Here is a 20,976-nt window from a genome sequence, read left to right on the forward strand (position 1 = left end):
GGAGGGGCGCGAGCGGCCCGGCTCGACGCCTGATGAACCCAGTTTGGCACGATTTTCGCCCCCTTCGAATGATAAAATCCGCGGATGAAAAAAATCGTCATTCTGATCTCCGGACGCGGGAGCAACATGGAGGCCGTCGTGCGTGCGTGCGCCCGCGATGGCTGGCCAGCCCGCATCTGCGCGGTCATTTCAAATCGGCCCGATGCCGCCGGATTAGGGTTCGCGGCCGCGAACGGCATCGAAACCAAAGTGGTGGATCATCGCAAGTTCGACGGACGCGAATCGTTCGATGCCGCGCTCGCGCAGGAAATCGATCGCTTCGAACCGGATCTCGTCGTGCTGGCGGGCTTCATGCGCGTGCTGACCGACGCCTTCGTCGCGAAATACGCGGGGCGCATGCTCAACGTTCATCCGTCGCTGCTGCCGAGTTTTCCGGGCTTGCGCACGCATCAGCAGGCGCTCGACGCCGGCGTGCGCGTGCACGGCGCGAGCATCCATTTCGTGACGCCGACGCTCGATCACGGGCCGATCGTCGCGCAAGGCGCGGTGCCGGTCGTCGCCGGCGACGATGCCGCCGCGCTCGCCGCGCGCGTGCTGAAGGTCGAGCACGACATCTATCCGCGCGCGGTGCGCTGGTTTATCGAAGGGCGTTTATCTATCGAGGGCGAACGTGTCGCCCTCGCGCCGTCTGAGCCGCAATGGCTCTTTGCCGACATTGCCGGGGAGGGCGTATGAGGCTGCATGGATTTCTGATCGGACAAACCGAAACTCTGCTCGCGGATGTACTGCGTTTTTCCGGCCCCGCCGATGCCGCGACGAGCCGCTTCTTCCGCGCACATCCGAAGCTCGGACACGGCGAGCGCGGCGTGATCGCCGAGGCTGTCTTCGCCGTGCTGCGCCGGAAGATGGAGTTTTCTCACCTGGCCGAAAGCGGCAGCGGCAACCAGGCGCGCCGTCTCGCGTTGCTCGGGCTGATGCAGACCGCGGGGCTGAATGCGCTAAAGCCGTTCGTATCGGCGGATGAGTATCAATGGCTCGCGCAAGTCTCGAAGATCGATCCGGCGAGCCTGCCGGTGCGCGTGCGCACGAACCTGCCGCAGTGGATCTACGACGCGATGGGCAAGCGCTTCGCGCCCGAAGAACTCGCGCAGCTCGCCGCCGCGCTGAACTATCCCGCGCCGCTCGATCTGCGCGTGAATCCGATCAAGGCGACGCGTGAGGCCGCGCTGAAGGCGCTGACCGAAGCGGGCATCGACGCGGGCGAGATGCCGTTCGCGCCGTTCGGCGTTCGCGTCGACGGCAAGCCGGCGCTGACGCGTCTCGCACCGTTCCAGGAAGGCTGGATCGAGGTGCAGGACGAAGGCAGCCAGTTGCTCTGCTCGCTGATGGCTCCGCGCCGTGGCGAGATGATCGTGGACTTTTGCGCGGGCGCGGGCGGCAAGACGCTCGCACTCGGCGCGATGATGCGCTCGACCGGCCGTCTCTACGCCTTCGACATATCCGACCGCCGTCTCGCCAAGCTCAAGCCGCGTCTCGCGCGCAGCGGGCTGTCGAACGTGAATCCGGTGCTGATCGACAGCGAGCATGACGCGAAGATCAAGCGCCTCGCGGGCAAGATCGATCGCGTGCTCGTCGATGCGCCGTGCTCCGGCCTCGGCACCCTGCGCCGCAATCCCGACCTGAAGTGGCGCCAGTCGCCTGCGACCGTCGCGGAGCTCACGCCCAAACAGCTCTCGATCCTGACGAGCGCCGCGCGTCTCGTGAAAGTCGGCGGCCGTCTCGTCTACGCGACGTGCTCGATGCTCGAAGCCGAAAACGAAAACGTCGTGAAGCAGTTCCTCGAAGCGCATCCGAACTTCCGCGTCGTGCCCGCGCGCGACGTGCTGGCGGAGCAGCGCATCGACCTGGACACGGGCGAGTTTCTGTCGCTCTGGCCGCACAAGCACGGCACGGACGGCTTCTTCGCCGCGGTGCTGGAGCGCGTTCCCGACGCCGCGAAAGCGCCGAAAGCGGCTGAAGAAACCGCGTAAGCGATGCAGAACCACTTCCTGAGCGAACTCTCCGCGCGGCTCTTCCGCGATTTCGGCGAGCCGGAAGTGATCTGGCAGGTGGCGGTTCTGCTCGGGCTGCTCGTGGTCGCCTGGTGGTGCGCGCGCGTGCTTCGCAAGAAGCTCGATGCGCGCCGCCAGTCGCGCTTCGAAGCCGTGCGTTTCGGCGCGGAAAGTCTCAACAAGGCGCTGTTTCCGTTGCTCGGCACGATTTTCGTGTCGATCGCGCAGATCGCCGTCGCGCCGTTCATCCACACGTCGCTCCTGCGTCTTGCGCTCGTGCCGCTGTGCGGCATCACCGTGATCTATACGATGTTTTACGTCGCGCGGCGCGTGTTCAGCCGCGGCCAGGCGGAGCACGAGGCGAACGCGCTGCTCTATCTGTTCGAGAAACTCGTGACGGTGATCGTCTGGATCGCGATGGTGCTCACCGTGATGGGCATTCAGGACGACGTCGTGCACTGGATGGCGAGCGTGCGCTTCAATTTTGCGAACGCGCACATGACGCTGCTCTCGCTCGCCTCGGGCGTGCTGTGGGTGTGCGTGACGCTGATCGTCGCGATGTGGGCGGGCGCGCTGCTCGACGATCGCCTGATGCGCGCCCGCTCGCTCGACGCAAATCTTAAGGTAGTGCTCGCGCGCGTCGGCCGGGCGCTGATGATTCTCGCCGCCATTCTCGTGAGCCTGTCGCTCGTCGGGATCGACATCACGGTGCTCGGCGTGTTCGGCGGCGCGCTCGGCGTCGGGCTCGGCTTCGGCTTGCAGAAGATCGCGAGCAATTACGTGTCGGGCTTCATCATTCTGCTGGACCGCTCCTTGCGGCTAGGTGACATGATCAATGTCAGCGGAAGTCAGGGCACGGTCACGCAGATCCGCACGCGTTATACGGTCGTGCGCGGACTGGACGGCATCGAAACACTGATTCCGAACGAAAAACTCATCACCGACGTGGTGCAGAACCACTCGTCGTTCCTCACGCGCGGCAACGCGAAGATCGCGGTGCAGGTGAGCTACCGCTGCGACGTCGAACGCGCGATGCAATTGCTCGTCGAAGCGACGCAGGGTGTCGAGCGCGTACTGCAGGACCCGGCGCCCGCCGCGCTGCTCGCGAGTTTCGGCGCGGACGGCATCAATCTGGAGCTGAGTTTTTGGATCGAGGAGGCCGCGAAGGGCACGGGCGGCGTAAAGTCGCACGTAAACCGTGCAGTTTGGCGGTTATTCTGCGAGCATGGTATTGAAATCCCGTACGCGCAGCGCGAAATAAGGATTGTCGATGACGCCGGTCAAACGACCGGCAAATCGGTACTAAATGCCGAACACGGCGGCCAGGGCGCTGCGCCTATCGCCTGATTGCTGATCGACAGGATCGATCTTTCGATTTGCCCGGTGAACTAACACCAATTCGGCGCGTGAGATTTCCCTCGTTTTGGTACGATTCAAAAAATTTCACCTTTAGGACAAAGACTTGGAACGCATGCAGTAGAATGCGATCGAACCTGCGCACGTTCCTTTCACGTGCACAACAAGTTGCCCGAAGTCAGTTTTGACTGGCCATTTTTCCCGAATTTCACAGCTACACAGGTAAACCGCCTTGCTGAATTCTTCCCTCGAATTTCTCGCCAACGGATTGCTAGACTTTTCCTGGTGGCAGATTCTGCTGTTCACGCTTGCGATGACTCACGTCACCATCGCCGGCGTCACTATCTATCTGCACCGTTGCCAGGCGCATCGCGCGCTGGATCTGCATCCCGTCGCGAGCCATTTCTTCCGCTTCTGGCTGTGGATGACCACGGGCATGCTGACCGGCCAGTGGGCGGCGATCCACCGCAAGCACCACGCGAAATGCGAAACCGAGGAAGATCCGCACAGCCCGCAGACGCGCGGCATCTGGAAGGTGCTGCTCGAGGGCGCGGAACTCTATCGCACCGAAGCGAAGAATGAAGAAACGATGCGCAAGTTCAGTCACGGTACGCCGAACGACTGGATGGAGCGCAACGTCTACACGCGTTACCCGATTCTCGGCATCAGCGTCATGATGGTGATCGACGTCGCGCTGTTCGGCATCGTCGGGCTGTCGGTGTGGGCCGTGCAGATGATCTGGATTCCGTTCTGGGCGGCTGGTGTCGTCAACGGTCTCGCGCACTTCTGGGGCTATCGCAACTTCAATTCGGCGGATGCGTCGACGAACATCTTCCCGCTCGGCATTCTGATCGGCGGCGAAGAACTGCATAACAATCACCACACGTTCGCGACCTCGGCGAAGCTGTCGAGCAAGTGGTACGAATTCGACATCGGCTGGATGTATATCCGCCTGATGTCCATGGTCGGCCTCGCGAAAGTGAAGAAGGTCGCGCCGACGCCGAAGCTCGCCGCGAGCAAGGCGGTCGTGGATCAGGACACGTTGCAGGCCGTGCTGTCGAACCGCTACGAAGTGATGGCGCGTTACGGCAAGGCGCTCAAGCGCGCCTACGCGCAGGAGTTGGCGAAGCTGAAGGAAGCGGGCGCACGCGAGAAGTATCAGTTGATGCGCGGCGCGCGCGGCTGGTTCCACAAGGAAGAGGACGGCCTGAACGAGCCGCAGCTCAAGCAATTGCCGGAGTTGACCTCGGACAACCAGAAGCTGCGTACGTTCATCGAGCTGCGCAAGGACCTGTCGGCGATGTGGGACCGCTCCAATGCATCGCGCGAGCAACTGGTCACGCAATTGCAGGACTGGTGCCATCGCGCGGAAGAGAGCGGCATCAAGGCGCTCCAGGATTTCGCGTTGCGTTTGCGCCGCTACGCGTGACGCGCGATATCCGTTAAAATTTAAGAACGTCACAAGACCCCGCTCTGGCGGGGTCTTTTGTTTTTGGCGGCCGATTTTCGCATTTCGTTTTGCTTGAGTAGCGAGTGGGGACAGGAGACATGGAAGCGATCAGGAGCGTCGAGTACGACCGGCCGCAAGGCCTGACGTGTGGAGTGGGCGAGGCGTGGGCACGCGTGCCGGACGCACCATCGGCCGAGCGGAAGCGCGAGTTGAAGGAACGCATTCGCGCACTGCTGAAGCGGGAAGAGGCGGTTCTGGTCGCGCATTATTATGTCGATGCCGAACTGCAGGAACTGGCCGATGAAACCGGCGGCTGCGTCGCCGATTCGCTGGAAATGGCGCGTTTCGGGCGTGATCACGCAGCGAAGACGCTGGTCGTCGCGGGCGTGCGCTTCATGGGCGAGACCGCCAAGATCCTGAGTCCGGACAAGCGCGTGCTGATGCCCGATCTCGACGCGACCTGTTCGCTCGATCTCGGTTGCCCCGCCGACGAGTTCTCCGCGTTCTGCGATGCGCATCCGGACCGTACCGTCGTCGTGTATGCGAACACGAGCGCGGCCGTGAAGGCGCGCGCGGACTGGATGGTTACCTCGTCGATCGGCCTGGAGATCGTCGCCGATCTCCACGCGCGCGGCGAAAAGATTCTTTGGGCGCCGGACCGTCACCTCGGTGGTTACATCCAGAAGAAGACTGGCGCGGACATGCTGCTGTGGCAGGGTTCGTGTCTTGTCCACGACGAGTTCAAGGGCATCGAACTCGACTTGCTGCGTAACGAATATCCCGACGCGAAAATCCTCGTGCACCCGGAATCGCCGGAAGCGGTCGTGGCGCTCGCGGACGTGGTCGGCTCGACCACGCAATTGATCGATGCCGCCGTGAAGCTCGACGCGAAGCGCTTCATCGTCGCGACCGATCTCGGCATCCTGCACAAGATGCGGCTCGCCGCGCCGGGCAAGACCTTCATCGAAGCGCCGACCGCCGGCAACAGCGCGACCTGCAAAAGCTGCGCGCACTGCCCGTGGATGGCGATGAACGGCCTGGCGAACCTTGCCGATGTCCTGGAGCGCGGTCACAACGAAATCCACGTCGATCCGGCTATCGGGCTGCGCGCGCGCTTGCCGATCGACCGCATGCTCGACTTCGCCGCGCGTCACAAGAAGCGCGTGCAGGCGAGCGGCGATCTGGCGAAAGACGCGACCTTGTTCACGAATGTGGGGGCCGCGTGATGGCGGGTTCCGTGTTCTACGCACCGATTTTCGACGAAGTTCGCGCCCAGTACGGCCAGGCGTTCGACGCGGCGCTCGTGCGCAATGTCGTCGATGCGCTCGATGAAGATGTCGGCGCTGCCGATCACACCGGCCGTCTCGTGCCCGCCGACGCGCGGCGCACCGCGCGCATCATCGTGCGCGAGGAAGCGGTGCTGTGCGGCGTGCCTTGGTTCGATGAAGTGATGCGTCGCGTCGATCCGTCGATCGAAGTCGAATGGAAGTATCGCGAAGGCGATCGCATGGCCGCGAATTCGCCCGTCGTGCTGCTGAATGGCCCCGCGCGTTCGCTGCTGACTGCGGAGCGCAACGGTCTCAATTTCCTGCAACTGCTCTCGGGCGTCGCGACCGCGACGCGTCGCTATGTGGAAGCGATCGAAGGCACGCGGGCGCGCATCCTCGATACGCGCAAGACGCTGCCGGGCCTGCGGCTCGCGCAGAAGTACGCGGTGCGCGTGGGCGGCGGCGCGAACCAGCGCCTCGCGCTCTACGACGGCATCTTGATCAAGGAAAACCACATCGCGGCGGCGGGCGGTGTCGGCGCGGCGATGGATGCTGCGCTCGCGCTGAATGCGGGCGTGCCGATTCAGATCGAAGTGGAAACGCTGGAGCAACTCGAAACGGCGCTGGCGCATCGGGCCGAATCGATCCTGCTCGACAACTTCACACTGGACATGATGCGCGATGCCGTGCGCATCACGGCGGGCCGCGCGTTGCTCGAAGTGTCGGGCGGCGTGAACTTCGACACGGTCCGCGCGATCGCAGAAACCGGCGTCGATCGCATCTCGATCGGCGCACTCACGAAGGACGTGCGCGCGACCGATTTCTCGATGCGTCTGCTTTAAATACTCGTGCGGCGCGCGACCGGCGGCATCAGCACCGTCGGCAGCGCCTTCGGCAAAGTCTCGGGCCAGTCGCGGCTGTAGTGCAGACCGCGGCTCTCGCGCCGCGAGCACGCGCTTTCGACGATCAGCGAAGCCACATCGACGAGATTGCGCAACTCCAGCAAATCGCGGCTCACCTTGAAGTTCGCGTAATACTCGTGGATCTCGTCGCGCAAGAGCGCCAGCCGATGTTGCGCGCGCGCGAGGCGCTTGTCCGTGCGCACGATGCCCACGTAGTTCCACATCAGACGCCGCAGTTCATCCCAGTTGTGCGCGACGACGACTTCCTCGTCCGGATCGGACACGCGGCTTTCGTCCCAGTCGGGCAATTCGGCGTGACAGCCGTTCGAGAATCCGTCGGCTTCGATCGCTTGCGCGGCCGCACGGCCGATCACTAGGCATTCGAGCAGGGAATTGCTCGCGAGCCGGTTCGCGCCGTGCAGACCCGTGTACGACGTCTCGCCGACCGCATACAGCCCCAAACGGTCCGTGCGCCCCGCGAGATCGCTGACAACGCCGCCGCACGTGTAATGCGCGGCGGGCACGACCGGAATCGGTTGCTTCGCGATATCGATGCCGAATTCGCGGCAGCGCGCGAGAATCGTCGGAAAGTGCTCTTCCAGAAATGCGCGCGGCTGGTGGCTGATGTCGAGATACACGCAGTCGATGCCGCGCTTCTTGATCTCGAAGTCGATCGCCCGCGCGACGATATCGCGTGGCGCGAGTTCGGCGCGCTCGTCGTGCGCGGGCATGAAACGCGTTCCGTCGGGCAGGCGCAGGACGCCGCCTTCGCCGCGCACCGCCTCGGAGATGAGAAACGACTTCGCGTAGGGGTGAAAAAGACACGTCGGATGGAACTGGATGAACTCCATGTTCGCGACGCGGCAGCCGGCGCGCCACGCCATCGCGATACCGTCGCCGGTCGCGGTGTCGGGGTTCGTCGTGTAGAGATAGACTTTGCCCGCGCCGCCCGTCGCGAGGACGGTGTGCGGCGCCTGTATGGTCACGGTGCGGCCGCTGTTCAGATCGAGCGCGTAGAGTCCGTGGCAGCGATGCCCCGGCAGCCCGAGACGGTCCGACGTGATCAGATCGATCGCGTAATGATCTTCGAGTACGGTGATGTTCGGATGATTGCGCACGCGTTCGCCGAGCGTCGTGACGACGGCGTGGCCGGTCGCGTCCGCCGCGTGGATGATCCGTCGGTGGCTATGGCCGCCTTCGCGCGTCAGGTGGAAGCCGAGTTCGGCTGAGACATCGCGCGTGAAGGGCACGCCTTCTTTAATGAGCCATTCGATCGCCGCGCGCCCGTTTTCGACGATGAAGCGCGTCGCGGCTTCGTCGCACAGGCCGCCGCCTGCCACGAGCGTGTCGTCGACGTGGTTGTCGACGCTGTCGGCCGAATCCAGCACGGCCGCGATGCCGCCCTGCGCCCAATCGCTCGCGCCGACGCTCGCCGCACGTTTCGCGAGGATCGCGACGCGCCGCGTTTCAGCCAGATTCAGCGCGACGCTCAGACCCGCGAGTCCGCTCCCTACGATCGCTACATCGAAATTCATGCTGCCGGTTCTCCGTCCGTGTTCGCTTCGATAGCCGGCAAGCATAACCCGCATGAACATTCGGTGACAGCGAAAACCCCCGCACGATCGTGTGTAAAGCGCGTGAAAAGAGCGCCGAAAAACAAAAAGCCCCGCGTTTGCGGGGCTTTTTGCTGTCTTCGTACAGGAATCTCGAAATCAAGAGTTACTTGATCTTGGTTTCCTTGTACTCAACGTGCTTGCGGACGACGGGATCAAATTTCTTGATCAGCATCTTTTCCGGCATGTTGCGCTTGTTCTTGGTCGTCGTGTAGAAGTGACCCGTGCCTGCGGTCGATTCCAGCTTGATCTTGTCGCGTGCGCCCTTGGCCATTTGCGTGCTCCTTAGATTTCACCGCGTGCGCGCAGGTCTGCGAGCACGGCGTCAATACCGTTCTTGTCGATCAGGCGCAGGCCGGCGTTCGAAACGCGCAGACGGACCCAGCGATTTTCACTTTCAACGAAGAAACGGCGGTTCTGCAGGTTCGGCAGGAAACGACGCTTGGTCTTGTTGTTTGCGTGGGAAACGTTGTTGCCCGACATCGGGCCTTTCCCAGTTACTTGGCATACGCGTGCCATGAGGACACTCCTAAATACACGTTAAGTCTGAGTGGAACGCTCGAATCGAAGCACTCGCTTCCAGTTCGATGCCTCTTATCGCCCAATTTGCCGATCGGGGACTTGGCAGCACGGTTATGCCAATGAGGACTGCGCTCAGTTCATCGTGGGATGAACCTTACCCAGAACAGGTGGGTTGAGAAAAGCAAACGCGGATTGTAACAGGAAAAACGCTGCAATATCAAACCATTTATGGTCCTTTCGATCACAGCCAGCCGTGCCGCGAAAACGAGAACACCTCGTTCGCGGCCACGACGATGTGATCGAGCAGCCGCACATCGATGAGCGTCAGGGCGTCCTGCAGCGTCTTGGTCAGCCGCCGGTCGTTCGCGCTCGGATCGACGCCGCCCGACGGATGATTATGCGCGACGATGAGCCCGGCCGCGTTCAAAGTGAGCGCGCGCCGGACGATCTCGCGCGGATACACCGCGACGCGCGTGAGCGAGCCGCGCGCGGACTCTTCCGCGTGCAGCAACTGATGACGCGCGTCCAGATACAGGCAGATGAACACCTCGTACGGCCGCGTGCCGATCAAGAGCCGCAGATAGTCCTCGACCGCGCCCGGCGCGTTCAGCAGTTCGCGATCGCGCGCTTTCTCCGCGAGCGCTCGCCGGCAGAGTTCGGACACGGCCAGAAGGGTCGCCGCGCGAGCCGGCCCGATGCCATGCTGCTCGCGCAACTCGGCGGCCGACGCGTCCAGCACGCCGCGCAGCGATCCGAAGCGCCGCAGAAGCTGGCGCGCCACATCGACCGCCGTCACACCGGAGACACCGGTTCGCAGGAACAATGCGAACAGTTCCGCGTCCGACAGCGATGCGGGGCCGGTATCGAGCAGGCGCTCACGCGGACGGTCGGCGCGCGCCCATTTGCGGATCGACATGAAGGGCGCGACCTTGGCGATGTCGTCGTCGGGTGAGGCGGGCGCCTTCACGAGTCGCAGATCGGCGTTCATCGCGGGCCTCCGGGACGTCTTGTCGCGCGTGCCGGCGCACGCAGGACACCGCCGCGTGACGCGTCACGACACAACTCTGTCTTACAATAGCGGTTTTGGCGTCCGGTTCGCACCGGCGCCGCGCGGTTCGCTGCCTCGCGCCGAAGAGCCGCCCCACGCCGGGCCCGCGCCCTGCCTTCAAACGAACGGCCACATCCAATACTCATGAGCATCATCGATATCTCCGAGGTGAAACCCGGTTCGCACATCACGCTTCATTACCGGCTCGCGCTCGCCGACGGTGCTGACATCGTCAACACGTTCACGGACAAGCCCGCGACGCTCCTGCTCGGCGCAGGCCAGCTCGCGGAACCGTTGGAAGAGATTTTGCTGGGCCTGAAGGTCGGCCACCATTCGACCTTTCAGCTAACGCCCGATCAGGCGTTCGGGCCGCGCAATCCGGAACTCGTCCAGTGGGTGTCGCTCGCGACGCTACGTGAAAACAGCATGATCGGCGAGGATTTTTCTCCCGGCGATCTCGTCGAATTCAACGCGCCGGGCGGCGGACGCTACGCGGGCGTGCTGAAGGAAGTCGGCGAAACCGCGGCGCTGTTCGATTTCAACCACCCGCTCGCGGGCCAGGCGCTCGTCTTCGAAGTGAAAATCATCGGAATTTTGTAACCATGATTGAAAGCCTCAACGAAGTTCAGACCGACGTCGAAATCCTGCTCGCGCAGCCGCGCGGGTTCTGCGCGGGCGTCGATCGCGCGATCGAAATCGTCGAGCGCGCGATCAAGCTCTTCGGCGCGCCCATCTACGTGCGTCACGAGATCGTCCACAACGCCTATGTCGTCGCGGATTTGCGCAAGAAAGGCGCGATCTTCATCGAAGAACTGTCGGACGTGCCCGAAGGCGCCACGCTGATCTTCAGCGCGCACGGCGTCTCGAAGGCGGTGCGCGGCGAAGCCGAGGCGCGCGGCCTGCGCGTGTTCGATGCAACCTGCCCGCTCGTGACCAAGGTGCACATCGAAGTTGCGAAGATGCGTCAGGAAGGCTTCGACATCGTGATGATCGGCCACAAGGGACATCCGGAAGTCGAAGGCACGATGGGCCAGTCGGGCGAGGGCATGCATCTCGTCGAAGATATCGAGGACGTGCTGAAGCTCGATCTGCCCGATCCGCAGCGCATCGCGTACGTCACGCAGACGACGCTTTCGGTCGACGACGCCTCCGCGATCATCGACGCGCTCAAGAGCAAGTATCCGGACGTCAAGGAACCGAAGAAGCAGGACATCTGCTATGCGACGCAGAACCGCCAGGACGCGGTGAAGTTCCTCGCGCCGCAATGCGATGTCGTGATCGTCGTCGGCAGCCCGAACAGCTCGAATTCGAGCCGCCTGCGCGAAGTCGCCGAGAAGCGCGGCATTCCCGCCTATATGGTGGATTCACCGACGCAGATCGATCCGCGCTGGGTCGAGGGCAAGAAGCGCATCGGCGTGACGGCGGGCGCATCGGCGCCGGAAGTGCTGGCTCAGGCTGTGATCGCGCGCTTGCGCGAACTCGGCGTGCGCAACGTGCGCTCGCTCGAAGGCATCGAGGAGACGATCTCGTTTCCGCTGCCGCGCGGGCTGTCGTTGCCGCAGTAATACAAGCAGAGTCTCCAGAAAAAAGCGCCTCCGGGCGCTTTTTTTTTCGCCCCGAAAAAGGGCCGCGCGACGTGCGAAAAGGAACCCTTGCGCAAGATACGAAACGAAGCTTGTGCACCGTTCGAGGGCGCGCGCCAATAAGGTGTTTTCTTCTAAATAACTTAAGGGTTTGCCCGTAAATCCGATAAGCAAACGTAACCCTGACAACCCGTCCGAATAAACCTGTTTTCGTTATGGTGCAACTACTGCACAAAAGCGAATCGCAACCCGGTTGCGCTTTTGCGGAAAAATCGCCGGAAAATGGTGGTTGCAATGCTGGAAAACCCCGCCACGCAAGAATATTGCTCGTCTCATATTTAGCGTTACAATGCGCGCGTCTTGAGGCCAGAAGCGTTCACGACGACTGTTTTTAGAGGCGCAGGAGACCTATTTGATGCGATTCAAGTTTGCTCACGCCGTGTCCATCGCGGCTGCGGTTGCAATGGCAACTGCATGCGGCAAGAAGGACGAAGGCGGGGCGAGCACGGCAGCGTTGGCGGCGAGTTCCGCCGCGGTGGCGGCCGCGTTCACGCCGGCTTCCGCACCGGCGAGTGAAGCAACCGTCGTGAAGATCGGTCATGTGGCGCCTCTGACGGGCCTGCAGGCCCACCTCGGTAAAGACAACGAAAATGGCGCGCGGCTGGCACTGGAAGAGATCAGCGCGCAGGGTTTGACGATCGACGGGCATTCCATCCGCCTCGTGCTCGACGGCCAGGACGATGCCGCCGATCCGCGCGTCGGCACCGAAGCCGCGCAGAAGCTCGTCGACGACCATGTGATCGCGGTGATCGGCCACATGAATTCGGGCGTGTCGATCCCGGCGTCGAAGATCTATAGCGACGCGGGCATCGCGCAGATTTCGCCTTCGACGACGAATCCGGAGTACACGAAGCAAGGCTACAAGACGACGTTTCGCGTCGTGGCGACCGACGCGCTGCAAGGCCCGGTGCTCGCCGGCTACGCGATGAAGACGCTGCATGCGAAGAAGGTCGTCGTGGTGGACGATGCGTCCGCCTATGGCCGCGGACTGGCCGACGAATTCGTGAAGTCGGTGCAGGCTGGCGGCGTGAAGGTCGCCGCACGCGAGGCGACCACCGAGAAGGCCCGCAATTTCAAGGCGATTCTCACGAAGATCAGGCGCATCCAGCCGGACGTCGTGATGTACGGCGGCATGGACGTGACGGGCGGTCCCTTCGCCAAGGAAGCGGCGGCGCTCGGGATCAAGGCGAAGATTCTCGCTGGCGACGGCGTCTGCACCGACAAGGTGGCCGAACTCGCCGGCGATGCCGTGCAAAACATCATCTGCTCGGAAGCGGGACTCGCGCTTTCGAAGATGGACAAGGGAGCGGACTTCGAGAAGAAGTACGAAGCGCGCTTCCACACGCCGGTGCAGATTTACGCGCCGTTCACGTATGACGCGATGTACGTGATCGTCGATGCAATGAAGCGTGCGAACTCCATCGAAGCGCCCAAAGTCCTCGCTGCGATCGCCTCGACCGACTACAACGGTCTGACGGGGCATATCGCATTCGACGACAAGGGCGATCTGAAGGCGGGGACGATCACGCTGTACGACTTCAAGGATAAGAAGAAGGACGTACTCGACGTCGTCAAGCAGTAGGCAGTCTGGCGGCGCCAGCTATCCGGCGGCGCTGTTTTCGTATCCGTCCGTGAAACGCTCGCAGCCTCATCCGGCGGCGGGCGGACGATCGGCGCTCAACCTTTACCGGTCTTTTAAAAAGTACGCGCAGTGCCGCTTCAGATTTCGCTTCCCACCGGTTTATCGGCCGGTGATAAAGGCGTAATCGAATCGCACGGGGCTAAGGAGCTTTAAATGGATATTTTCATCCAGCAGATCCTCAACGGTCTGGTGCTTGGCAGCGTCTACGCCATCATCGCACTCGGCTATACGATGGTGTACGGCATTCTCGGCATCATCAACTTTGCGCACGGCGACGTGCTGATGGTGGGCGCGATGGTTGCGCTCTCGGCCATCGGCGTCATGCAGAATCACGTTCCCGGCTTGCCCGGGCCGATCATGCTGACGATCGCGCTCGTGGTCGCCGCGGTGGTTTGCGCGCTCGTCGGCTACACGATCGAAAAAGTCGCGTACCGGCCGCTGCGAAAGGCGCCGCGTCTCGCGCCGCTGATCACCGCGATCGGCGTGTCGATTCTGCTGCAAACCGTCGCGATGATGATCTGGGGCCGCAATCCGCTGGCGTTCCCGCAGCTCCTGCCGACCGATCCGATCAACGTGATCGCCGCCGACGAAACCCGTCCGGGCGCCGTGATCTCGATGACCGAAATCGTGATCATCGTCGTCGCGTTCATCGTGATGGCCGGCTTGCTGCTCCTCGTGCACAAGACGAAGCTCGGCCGCGCGATGCGCGCCATCGCCGAGAACCCGGCGAACGCGTCGCTCATGGGCGTGAACCCGAACTTCGTGATCTCCGCGACCTTCATGATCGGCTCGGCGCTGGCTGCGCTGGCCGGCGTGATGATCGCGTCGGAATACGGCAACGCCCACTTCTACATGGGCTTCATTCCCGGCCTGAAGGCGTTCACGGCGGCGGTGCTGGGCGGTATCGGCAACCTGGGCGGCGCGATGGTCGGCGGCGTGCTCCTCGGCCTCATCGAACAGTTGGGCGCCGGCTATATCGGCAACCTGACGGGCGGCGTCTTCGGTTCCAACTACCAGGACGTGTTCGCGTTCATCGTGCTGATCATCGTGCTCGTGTTCCGTCCGTCGGGTCTGCTCGGCGAACGTGTCGCGGACCGCGCTTAAAGACCGTGTGAGGAGCTCATAAAAATGACTTCGATTCAACCTATCGAGCCGTCCACGACGCTCATCCCCGAGAAGAACATGACGAAGACGCTGGTCGTCGGCGTCATCACCGCGATCTTCGTGATCGCCGCGCCGATGGTCATCGGTGCAGCGGGCGGCAACTACTGGGTCCGCGTGCTCGACTTCGCGATGCTGTACGTGATGCTCGCGCTCGGCCTCAACGTGGTGGTCGGTTTCGCCGGCCTGCTCGACCTGGGCTACATCGCGTTCTACGCGGTGGGCGCGTATGTCGCCGCGCTGCTGTCGTCGCCGCAGCTGACCACGCAATTCGAATGGATCGCGCATCTCGCGCCCGGCGGCTTGCATGTGCCGTTCCTCATCATCGTGCCGTGCGCGATGGCGCTCGCGGCGACTTTCGGCGTGCTGCTCGGCGCACCGACGCTGCGTCTGCGCGGCGACTACCTCGCGATCGTCACGTTGGGCTTCGGGGAAATCGTCCGGATCTTCATGAACAACCTCGATCGTCCGGTGAACATCACGAATGGTCCGAAGGGCATCACGGGCATCGATCCGGTGACGGTGCTGGGCTTCAACCTGTCGCAGACGCACGAGTTCTTCGGCATGAAGTTCCCGTCGGTGTACATGTACTACTACCTGTTCGTGCTGTGCGCGCTGTTCGTGATCTGGGTGTGTACGCGCCTTCAGCACTCGCGTATCGGCCGCGCATGGGCCGCGATCCGCGAAGACGAAATCGCCGCCAAGGCGATGGGCATCAACACCCGTAACGTGAAGCTGCTCGCGTTCGCGATGGGCGCGTCGTTCGGCGGTCTGTCGGGTGCGATGTTCGGCGCGTTCCAGGGCTTCGTGTCGCCGGAATCGTTCACTTTCTGGGAATCGATCGTCGTGCTGGCGTGCGTGGTGCTGGGCGGCATGGGCCACATTCCGGGCGTGATTCTCGGCGCGGTGCTGCTCGCCGTGTTCCCCGAATTCCTGCGCTCGACGATGGGCCCGCTGCAAAACGCCATCTTCGGCCATCAGATCGTCGATACCGAAGTCATCCGTCAGTTGCTGTACGGTCTGGCGATGGTGCTGATCATGCTGTATCGCTCGGAAGGCCTGTGGCCCGCCGCGAAACACGAAGACAAAATCGCGAAGATCGCGAAGCGCAGCGGCAAGAAGCCGGTGCGCGCATAAGGCGGAGATCAGAACATGAGCGAAAAGCAAACACGACTTTCCGTCAAGGGCGTCAACAAGCGCTTTGGCGGCTTGCAGGCTTTGTCGGATGTGGGCCTTCAGATCGAAGAAGGCACGATTTACGGTCTGATCGGCCCGAACGGCGCCGGCAAGACGACGTTCTTCAACGTGATCACCGGCCTCTACACGCCGGATTCGGGCGAATTCAAGCTCGATGGTCAGGCTTATACGCCGACGGCGGTGTATCAGGTGGCGAAGGCGGGCATCGCGCGCACGTTCCAGAACATTCGTTTGTTCGGCGGCATGACGGCGCTGGAAAACGTGATGGTCGGCCGTCACGTGCGCACGAAGCACGGTCTGATCGGCGCGGTGTTCCAGACGCCCGCCGAGCGCCGTGAAGAGCGCGAGATCAAGGAGCGCGCGCTCGAACTGCTCGAATACGTCGGCGTGCTGCAATACGCGGACTACACGTCGCGCAATCTGTCGTACGGTCACCAGCGGCGTCTGGAGATCGCACGCGCATTGGCGACCGATCCGAAGCTGCTCGCACTCGATGAACCGGCGGCCGGCATGAACGCGACGGAGAAGGTCGAACTCACGCGTCTGCTCGACAAGATCCGTTCGGACGGCAAGACGATTCTGTTGATCGAACACGACGTGAAACTCGTGATGGGATTGTGCAACCGCATGACGGTGCTCGATTACGGCAAGGTGATCGCCGAAGGTCTGCCGCAGGACGTGCAGAAGGACCCGAAGGTGATCGAGGCATATCTGGGTGCGGGGGTGCACTAATGGCGACCACAAGCGCAATGTTGAAGGTCAAGGGTTTGCAGGTGAACTACGGCGGCATCCAGGCGGTGAAGGGTGTCGATCTGGAAGTCGGGCAGGGCGAACTGGTCACGCTGATCGGTGCGAACGGCGCGGGCAAGACCACGACGATGAAGGCCATCACGGGCCTCAAGCCGTACTCGGGCGGCGATATCGAGTACATGGGCCAGTCGATCAAGGGCGTGCCGACGCATGAGTTGCTCAAGCGCGGCCTCGCGATGGTGCCGGAAGGCCGCGGCATCTTCGCGCGCATGTCGATTCTCGAAAACATGCAGATGGGCGCGTATCTGCGCAACGATTCCGACGGCATCCAGAAGGACACCGAGCGCATGTTCGGCTTCTTTCCGCGTTTGAAGGAACGCGCGTCGCAGTATGCGGGTACGCTCTCGGGCGGTGAACAGCAGATGCTCGCGATGGCGCGTGCGCTGCTTTCGCGTCCGAAGCTGCTCTTGCTCGATGAACCGTCGATGGGGCTCTCGCCGATCATGGTCGAGAAGATCTTCGAAGTGGTGCGGGAGATCTCGAAGGAAGGTCTGACTGTGCTGCTCGTGGAGCAGAACGCGCGTCTCGCGTTGCAGGCGGCGAATCGCGGTTATGTGATGGACTCGGGCACGGTGACGATGTCCGGCGATGCCAAGGTCATGCTCGACGATCCGAAGGTGAGAGCGGCTTATCTGGGCGAGTGAGGGGCGGGTGTTTGGATGCGCGGGTTTTCTCGCCGGATCCCGTTTTCTTTTTGGTCTATTGGCGCTGCCCCTGTGCGGGGCGGCAGTCACTTTCTTTGCTGCTGCAAAGAAAGTAACCAAAGAAACAGCTCGTTTAGGCCCGCGGTCACACGCACGTTGGCCATGCTTGCCAGCCCGCGGTGGCCCTCGCCTAAGTGTCGCCCTCGAAGGCCCAACCGGGCTTGGCTCGCGCACGGTCTGCCGCACCAAATGTTTTGACGTGCTGGTTCAGCACGAAAGAGCTTCGGCACAGCGCTACGCGCTGCCGTTGGGTATACGAGGGAAACCGAAGAGGGAGCGCGCGCGCGCACCCGATTGACCCATCGGCCGCGAAGCGGGCCGGAGCTATTTGGTGCTGAACCAGTTTGTTATGTGGTGCGATGAGTCAGACCGTGCGCGGTCCAAGCCCTTATCTGCTTGTGAGGGCACTCGCTACTGCCGGGCCATTAGGCCAATCGCCTGTGCCGCGGCCGGTGTGAAGTGCTTAGGCTGGGGAAAGCTGTTTCTTTGGTTACTTTCTTTGCAGCAGCAAAGAAAGTGACTGCCGCCCCGCACAGGGGCAACACAAATAGACCAAAAAGAAAACGGGATCCGGCGACCTCCGAACCCGAGCCGACTCAATCGAAGCGCCGTTCAAAGCCGCTTGCCGAGACTAACGACTTCATCCACCCGATACCCGAGCTTTTCGTAGAACCCACGCAACTCAGTCTTAACCGACAGAATCTGCAGATTCACCTTCGGACAGCCGAGCTTCGCCAACACGGTTTCCGCGTGCATCATCAACGCGCGGCCGTATCCGCGCCCACGAAGCGATGGCGTGACGGCCAGCGAATACACCCACCCGCGATGACCGTCATACCCGGCCATCACCGTGCCGACGACCTCGCCATCGAGCGCACCGACGAAGAACAACTCCGGCTGCATCTTCATCTTGTTGGCGATCGACAAAGCCGGATCGCGCTGCGGCCGCGATGCATCCGCGTACTCCGGAAACACATCGCGCCACAGGGCGATCACGGCATCGCGATCGCCTGCATCGAAGCTACGGATGATCACAGCGAATCGAGCACCGAACGCAGCATCGTCATCATCTGATCGATCTCGTCCTTCGTCACGTTGAGCGCCGGCATGAAGCGCAGCAGGTTCGGACGCGCGGCGTTGAGCAACAGGCCGTCGGGCTGCATCAGACGCGCCTTTTCGACGATCTGCGGACCCTTGTCGCTATCGAGCAGCAGCGCGCGCAGCAGGCCTTCGCCGCGCTCGCCCTTGAAGCCGCGCTCATCGGACAGTTTCAGCAGTTCCTGCCGCAGATACGCGGCTTTCTCGCGCACGCCTTCGAGGAAGCCTGGCGCCACGAGTTGCGAGATCACCGAGTAACCGACTGCCGTCATCAGCGGATTGCCGTTGTAGGTGCCGCCCTGATCGCCCGCCTCGAAGCACGCGACATCGGCCTTCGACAGCATCGCCGCGAGCGGCACGCCACCGCCAATGCCCTTGCCGAGCGTCATGATGTCCGGCTCGACGCCCGACAGCTCGTACGCGAACAACGTCCCCGCACGGCCGCAGCCGCTTTGCACTTCATCGACGATCAGAAGGATGTTGTGCTTCTTCGTCAGTTCGCGCAGTTGCTGCATGAACTCGCGCGTCGCGGGAATCACGCCGCCTTCGCCCTGGATCGGTTCGAGCATCACGCCGACGGTCTTCTCGTTGATGAGCTTCTCGACCGAAGCGATATCGTTCAGATCGGCCTTCGGAAAGCCCGGCACCTGCGGCGCGTAGATCGTGTCCCAGCCGGCTTTGCCGCTCGCGGACATCGTCGCGATCGTGCGGCCGTGGAAGCTGTGATCGAAGGTGATGATCTCGAACGCGCCGTTCTTGAATTTCTTGCCCCACTTGCGCGCGAGCTTGATCGCGCCTTCGTTCGCTTCGGCGCCGCTGTTGGCGAAGAACACCTTGTCGAAGCAGCTGTTCGCGGTGAGGAGCCCGGCGAGCTGCGCCATCGGCGCGTTGTAGAACGCCGGCGACGGATTGATCAGCGTGCGCGCCTGCTTTTCCATCGCCTCGATCATGCCTTCGTTGCAGTGGCCGAGCGAGTTGACGGCCCAGCCCTGGATGAAGTCGAGATAGCGCTTGCCCGTGTTGTCGTAGAGCCAGGAACCTTTGCCGTGCGTGAACACGATCTCGGGACGGTTCGTGATGTACATCAGCGAATCAACGGGGTACTCATTGAAATTCATGACAGCGGGCTCCACGAAGGCTAGTGCGAGAGAAAGAGGAAAACGATGCGGAAAAAACAAAAGCCACGGATTTCCGTGGCTTCATTTCGTACGCTTCGAACAAACCGAACCGTGAGCGCAATGCATGACGAGCCAGCGGCATCCCTAGGGAAGCGGCGAGCGGCGACGTCGAAGTGCGTTCAGGATTTTGATCATTCGCGAAGGATACGTTAAGCGGTTGCTGCCTGTAAACCGCGCACGCGGATTTTTTGTCCGCGTGCGGGCTACGTGCAACATCACACGGGATGCGCCAGATCCGCCGCGCTCGTGAACGAATCCGCGTAGAACTCGTCCTCCGGCAGGCGATGATGCTGCGTGAAATCGCGCTGCGCCGATTCCACCATCACGGGCGCGCCGCACGCGTACACCTGATAGCTGCTCAAGTCTGGCAGATCTTCGATGACAGCGCGATGAACGAAGCCCGTGCGGCCCGTCCAGTTGTCGTCGGCGTCGGGTTCGGAGAGCACCGGCACGAACGTGAAGTTCGGGATGTCCTTCGCCCACTGCGCGGCGAGTTCCATCATGTAGAGATCCTTCTTGCGGCGGCCGCCCCAGTAGAGCGTCATCGGACGGTTCAGGTTCTTGAACACCGCATGCTCGATGATCGCCTTGATCGGCGCGAAGCCCGTGCCCGACGCCAGCAGCACGATCGGCTTGTCGGATTCGTCGCGCAGGAAGAACGTGCCGAGCGGGCCTTCGAAGCGCAGGATGTCGCGCTCTTTCATCGCGCCGAACACGTGATCCGTGAACGTGCCGCCCGGCATGTGGCGGATGTGCAGTTCGAGCGGGCCTTCGTGATGCGGCGGGCTCGCCATCGAGTAGCTGCGGCGCTTGCCGTCCTTCAGGATGAATTCGATGTACTGGCCCGCGTAATACTGCAGGCGCTCGTTCGCGGGCAGTTGCAGCTTCAGTTCGATGACATCGTCGGCACGGCGTTCGAGCGCGTTCACACGGCACGGCAGCTTTTTCACCTGCACGTCGCCGACGCCCGCGACTTCGCGCACGTCGATTTCCAGGTCGGTCTGCGCGGTCGCGCAGCAGAAGAGGGCCATGCCGCGGGTCTTTTCGTCGTTCGACAACGCCGATGACGAATGCGGCGCCTGCTCGACTTCACCGCTCACGACGGCGCCCTTGCACGAGCCGCACGCGCCGTTCTTGCAGCCGTACGGCAGGCCGATGCCCTGGCGCAGCGCGGCGGTCAGGACCGGTTCGTCGGGTTCTACTTGAAACTGCCGGCCGCTTTGCCGGAGCGTTACGTTGAAAGCCATAGATCGATTTCTGCGATGTGTGGAGTTGTCTCGTTCGTCTTGTTCGACGCCGCACGCGGGTTTCAGGCGACGGATAGAATGCCCGG

20 protein-coding genes are annotated in these 20,976 nt (G+C 62.5%); 13 read left to right on the plus strand and 7 right to left on the minus strand.

Annotated elements, in window-relative coordinates:
- The first annotated feature begins 84 nt into the window (after positions 1–84).
- The 6 genes from purN to nadC all read left to right on the plus strand — a co-directional run bounded on the left by purN (position 85) and on the right by nadC (position 6,967).
- On the plus strand, positions 85–735 hold the full coding sequence (purN, locus tag QCE73_RS03050) for a phosphoribosylglycinamide formyltransferase (protein ID WP_035497893.1): 651 nt from the start codon (positions 85–87) through the stop codon (positions 733–735).
- Positions 732–2,030: an RsmB/NOP family class I SAM-dependent RNA methyltransferase gene (locus tag QCE73_RS03055; protein WP_309879708.1), complete on the plus strand. Its 1,299-nt coding sequence runs from the start codon at positions 732–734 to the stop codon at positions 2,028–2,030. The genes purN and QCE73_RS03055 overlap by 4 nt, the downstream gene beginning before the upstream one ends.
- Positions 2,031–2,033: 3 nt before the next feature.
- Positions 2,034–3,398: a mechanosensitive ion channel domain-containing protein gene (locus tag QCE73_RS03060; RefSeq protein WP_309879710.1), complete on the plus strand. Its 1,365-nt coding sequence runs from the start codon at positions 2,034–2,036 to the stop codon at positions 3,396–3,398.
- Positions 3,399–3,639: 241 nt separating this feature from the next.
- Positions 3,640–4,836, plus strand: coding sequence for an acyl-CoA desaturase (locus QCE73_RS03065; RefSeq protein WP_035497896.1), 1,197 nt, complete (start codon positions 3,640–3,642; stop codon positions 4,834–4,836).
- Positions 4,837–4,955: 119 nt separating this feature from the next.
- A complete protein-coding gene (gene nadA, locus QCE73_RS03070; protein WP_035497897.1) occupies positions 4,956–6,083 on the plus strand; it encodes a quinolinate synthase NadA in 1,128 nt (375 codons plus the stop codon).
- On the plus strand, positions 6,083–6,967 hold the full coding sequence (gene nadC / locus QCE73_RS03075; protein WP_309879713.1) for a carboxylating nicotinate-nucleotide diphosphorylase: 885 nt from the start codon (positions 6,083–6,085) through the stop codon (positions 6,965–6,967). Before nadA ends, nadC begins: the two co-directional genes overlap by 1 nt.
- Here nadC and nadB read toward each other — a convergent pair.
- The 4 genes from nadB to radC all read right to left on the minus strand — a co-directional run bounded on the left by nadB (position 6,964) and on the right by radC (position 10,078).
- Positions 6,964–8,562 carry an L-aspartate oxidase gene (nadB, locus tag QCE73_RS03080; protein WP_035497899.1) on the minus strand — a complete coding sequence of 533 codons (1,599 nt, stop codon included), beginning with the start codon at positions 8,560–8,562 and terminating at the stop codon, positions 6,964–6,966. The genes nadC and nadB overlap by 4 nt on opposite strands.
- Before the next feature lie 184 nt (positions 8,563–8,746).
- A complete protein-coding gene (gene rpmG, locus QCE73_RS03085) occupies positions 8,747–8,914 on the minus strand; it encodes a 50S ribosomal protein L33 (RefSeq protein WP_007180630.1) in 168 nt (55 codons plus the stop codon).
- Positions 8,915–8,925: 11 nt separating this feature from the next.
- Positions 8,926–9,159: a 50S ribosomal protein L28 gene (rpmB, locus tag QCE73_RS03090; RefSeq protein WP_008351171.1), complete on the minus strand. Its 234-nt coding sequence runs from the start codon at positions 9,157–9,159 to the stop codon at positions 8,926–8,928.
- Positions 9,160–9,403: 244 nt separating this feature from the next.
- Positions 9,404–10,078: a DNA repair protein RadC gene (radC, locus tag QCE73_RS03095; RefSeq protein ID WP_309881895.1), complete on the minus strand. Its 675-nt coding sequence runs from the start codon at positions 10,076–10,078 to the stop codon at positions 9,404–9,406.
- A gap of 276 nt (positions 10,079–10,354) precedes the next feature.
- Between radC and QCE73_RS03100 the strand changes: the two genes are divergently transcribed.
- From QCE73_RS03100 to QCE73_RS03130, 7 genes are all read left to right on the plus strand, one after another.
- Positions 10,355–10,810: a peptidylprolyl isomerase gene (locus tag QCE73_RS03100; protein ID WP_309879714.1), complete on the plus strand. Its 456-nt coding sequence runs from the start codon at positions 10,355–10,357 to the stop codon at positions 10,808–10,810.
- Positions 10,811–10,812: 2 nt separating this feature from the next.
- Positions 10,813–11,775 (plus strand): 4-hydroxy-3-methylbut-2-enyl diphosphate reductase, encoded by a 963-nt coding sequence (gene ispH, locus QCE73_RS03105; RefSeq protein WP_187607330.1) that lies wholly within the window; start codon positions 10,813–10,815, stop codon positions 11,773–11,775.
- Positions 11,776–12,208: 433 nt separating this feature from the next.
- A complete protein-coding gene (locus QCE73_RS03110) occupies positions 12,209–13,435 on the plus strand; it encodes a branched-chain amino acid ABC transporter substrate-binding protein (RefSeq protein ID WP_309879717.1) in 1,227 nt (408 codons plus the stop codon).
- A gap of 213 nt (positions 13,436–13,648) precedes the next feature.
- Positions 13,649–14,599 (plus strand): branched-chain amino acid ABC transporter permease, encoded by a 951-nt coding sequence (locus tag QCE73_RS03115; RefSeq protein ID WP_035497904.1) that lies wholly within the window; start codon positions 13,649–13,651, stop codon positions 14,597–14,599.
- Between the two features lie 24 nt (positions 14,600–14,623).
- A complete protein-coding gene (locus tag QCE73_RS03120; RefSeq protein ID WP_035497905.1) occupies positions 14,624–15,793 on the plus strand; it encodes an ABC transporter permease subunit in 1,170 nt (389 codons plus the stop codon).
- Positions 15,794–15,808: 15 nt separating this feature from the next.
- Positions 15,809–16,585, plus strand: coding sequence for an ABC transporter ATP-binding protein (locus tag QCE73_RS03125; RefSeq protein ID WP_035497906.1), 777 nt, complete (start codon positions 15,809–15,811; stop codon positions 16,583–16,585).
- Positions 16,586–16,602: 17 nt separating this feature from the next.
- Positions 16,603–17,307, plus strand: a complete 705-nt coding sequence (locus tag QCE73_RS03130; protein ID WP_008351154.1) for an ABC transporter ATP-binding protein — start codon at positions 16,603–16,605, stop codon at positions 17,305–17,307.
- Positions 17,308–17,979: 672 nt separating this feature from the next.
- Here the strand turns inward: QCE73_RS03130 and QCE73_RS03135 are convergent.
- The 3 genes from QCE73_RS03135 to QCE73_RS03145 all read right to left on the minus strand — a co-directional run bounded on the left by QCE73_RS03135 (position 17,980) and on the right by QCE73_RS03145 (position 20,890).
- The gene (locus tag QCE73_RS03135; protein WP_309879719.1) at positions 17,980–18,402 is read right to left on the minus strand and encodes a GNAT family acetyltransferase; all 423 of its coding nucleotides are present in this window, start codon (positions 18,400–18,402) and stop codon (positions 17,980–17,982) included.
- Positions 18,399–19,583, minus strand: coding sequence for an acetylornithine transaminase (locus tag QCE73_RS03140; RefSeq protein WP_309879720.1), 1,185 nt, complete (start codon positions 19,581–19,583; stop codon positions 18,399–18,401). Before QCE73_RS03140 ends, QCE73_RS03135 begins: the two co-directional genes overlap by 4 nt.
- Positions 19,584–19,858: 275 nt before the next feature.
- Entirely contained in the window at positions 19,859–20,890 is a 1,032-nt protein-coding gene (locus QCE73_RS03145) for a CDP-6-deoxy-delta-3,4-glucoseen reductase (protein ID WP_187607325.1), read from the minus strand.
- Positions 20,891–20,976: the final 86 nt, after the last annotated feature.

The sequence above is a fragment of the Caballeronia sp. LZ029 genome (assembly GCF_031451275.1).
Lineage (GTDB): Bacteria > Pseudomonadota > Gammaproteobacteria > Burkholderiales > Burkholderiaceae > Caballeronia > Caballeronia jiangsuensis.

Bases quoted from the DNA above. Each gene is read 5' to 3' on its own strand.
- purN (WP_035497893.1), top strand. From the start codon at position 85: ATGAAAAAAATCGTCATTCTGATCTCCGGACGCGGGAGCAACATGGAG.
- QCE73_RS03055 (WP_309879708.1), top strand. From the start codon at position 732: ATGAGGCTGCATGGATTTCTGATCGGACAAACCGAAACTCTGCTCGCG.
- QCE73_RS03060 (WP_309879710.1), top strand. From the start codon at position 2,034: ATGCAGAACCACTTCCTGAGCGAACTCTCCGCGCGGCTCTTCCGCGAT.
- nadA (WP_035497897.1), top strand. From the start codon at position 4,956: ATGGAAGCGATCAGGAGCGTCGAGTACGACCGGCCGCAAGGCCTGACG.
- nadC (WP_309879713.1), top strand. From the start codon at position 6,083: ATGGCGGGTTCCGTGTTCTACGCACCGATTTTCGACGAAGTTCGCGCC.
- nadB (WP_035497899.1), bottom strand. From the start codon at position 8,562: ATGAATTTCGATGTAGCGATCGTAGGGAGCGGACTCGCGGGTCTGAGC.
- rpmG (WP_007180630.1), bottom strand. From the start codon at position 8,914: ATGGCCAAGGGCGCACGCGACAAGATCAAGCTGGAATCGACCGCAGGC.
- rpmB (WP_008351171.1), bottom strand. From the start codon at position 9,159: ATGGCACGCGTATGCCAAGTAACTGGGAAAGGCCCGATGTCGGGCAAC.
- radC (WP_309881895.1), bottom strand. From the start codon at position 10,078: ATGTCGATCCGCAAATGGGCGCGCGCCGACCGTCCGCGTGAGCGCCTG.
- QCE73_RS03100 (WP_309879714.1), top strand. From the start codon at position 10,355: ATGAGCATCATCGATATCTCCGAGGTGAAACCCGGTTCGCACATCACG.
- ispH (WP_187607330.1), top strand. From the start codon at position 10,813: ATGATTGAAAGCCTCAACGAAGTTCAGACCGACGTCGAAATCCTGCTC.
- QCE73_RS03110 (WP_309879717.1), top strand. From the start codon at position 12,209: ATGCGATTCAAGTTTGCTCACGCCGTGTCCATCGCGGCTGCGGTTGCA.
- QCE73_RS03115 (WP_035497904.1), top strand. From the start codon at position 13,649: ATGGATATTTTCATCCAGCAGATCCTCAACGGTCTGGTGCTTGGCAGC.
- QCE73_RS03120 (WP_035497905.1), top strand. From the start codon at position 14,624: ATGACTTCGATTCAACCTATCGAGCCGTCCACGACGCTCATCCCCGAG.
- QCE73_RS03125 (WP_035497906.1), top strand. From the start codon at position 15,809: ATGAGCGAAAAGCAAACACGACTTTCCGTCAAGGGCGTCAACAAGCGC.
- QCE73_RS03130 (WP_008351154.1), top strand. From the start codon at position 16,603: ATGTTGAAGGTCAAGGGTTTGCAGGTGAACTACGGCGGCATCCAGGCG.
- QCE73_RS03140 (WP_309879720.1), bottom strand. From the start codon at position 19,583: ATGAATTTCAATGAGTACCCCGTTGATTCGCTGATGTACATCACGAAC.
- QCE73_RS03145 (WP_187607325.1), bottom strand. From the start codon at position 20,890: ATGGCTTTCAACGTAACGCTCCGGCAAAGCGGCCGGCAGTTTCAAGTA.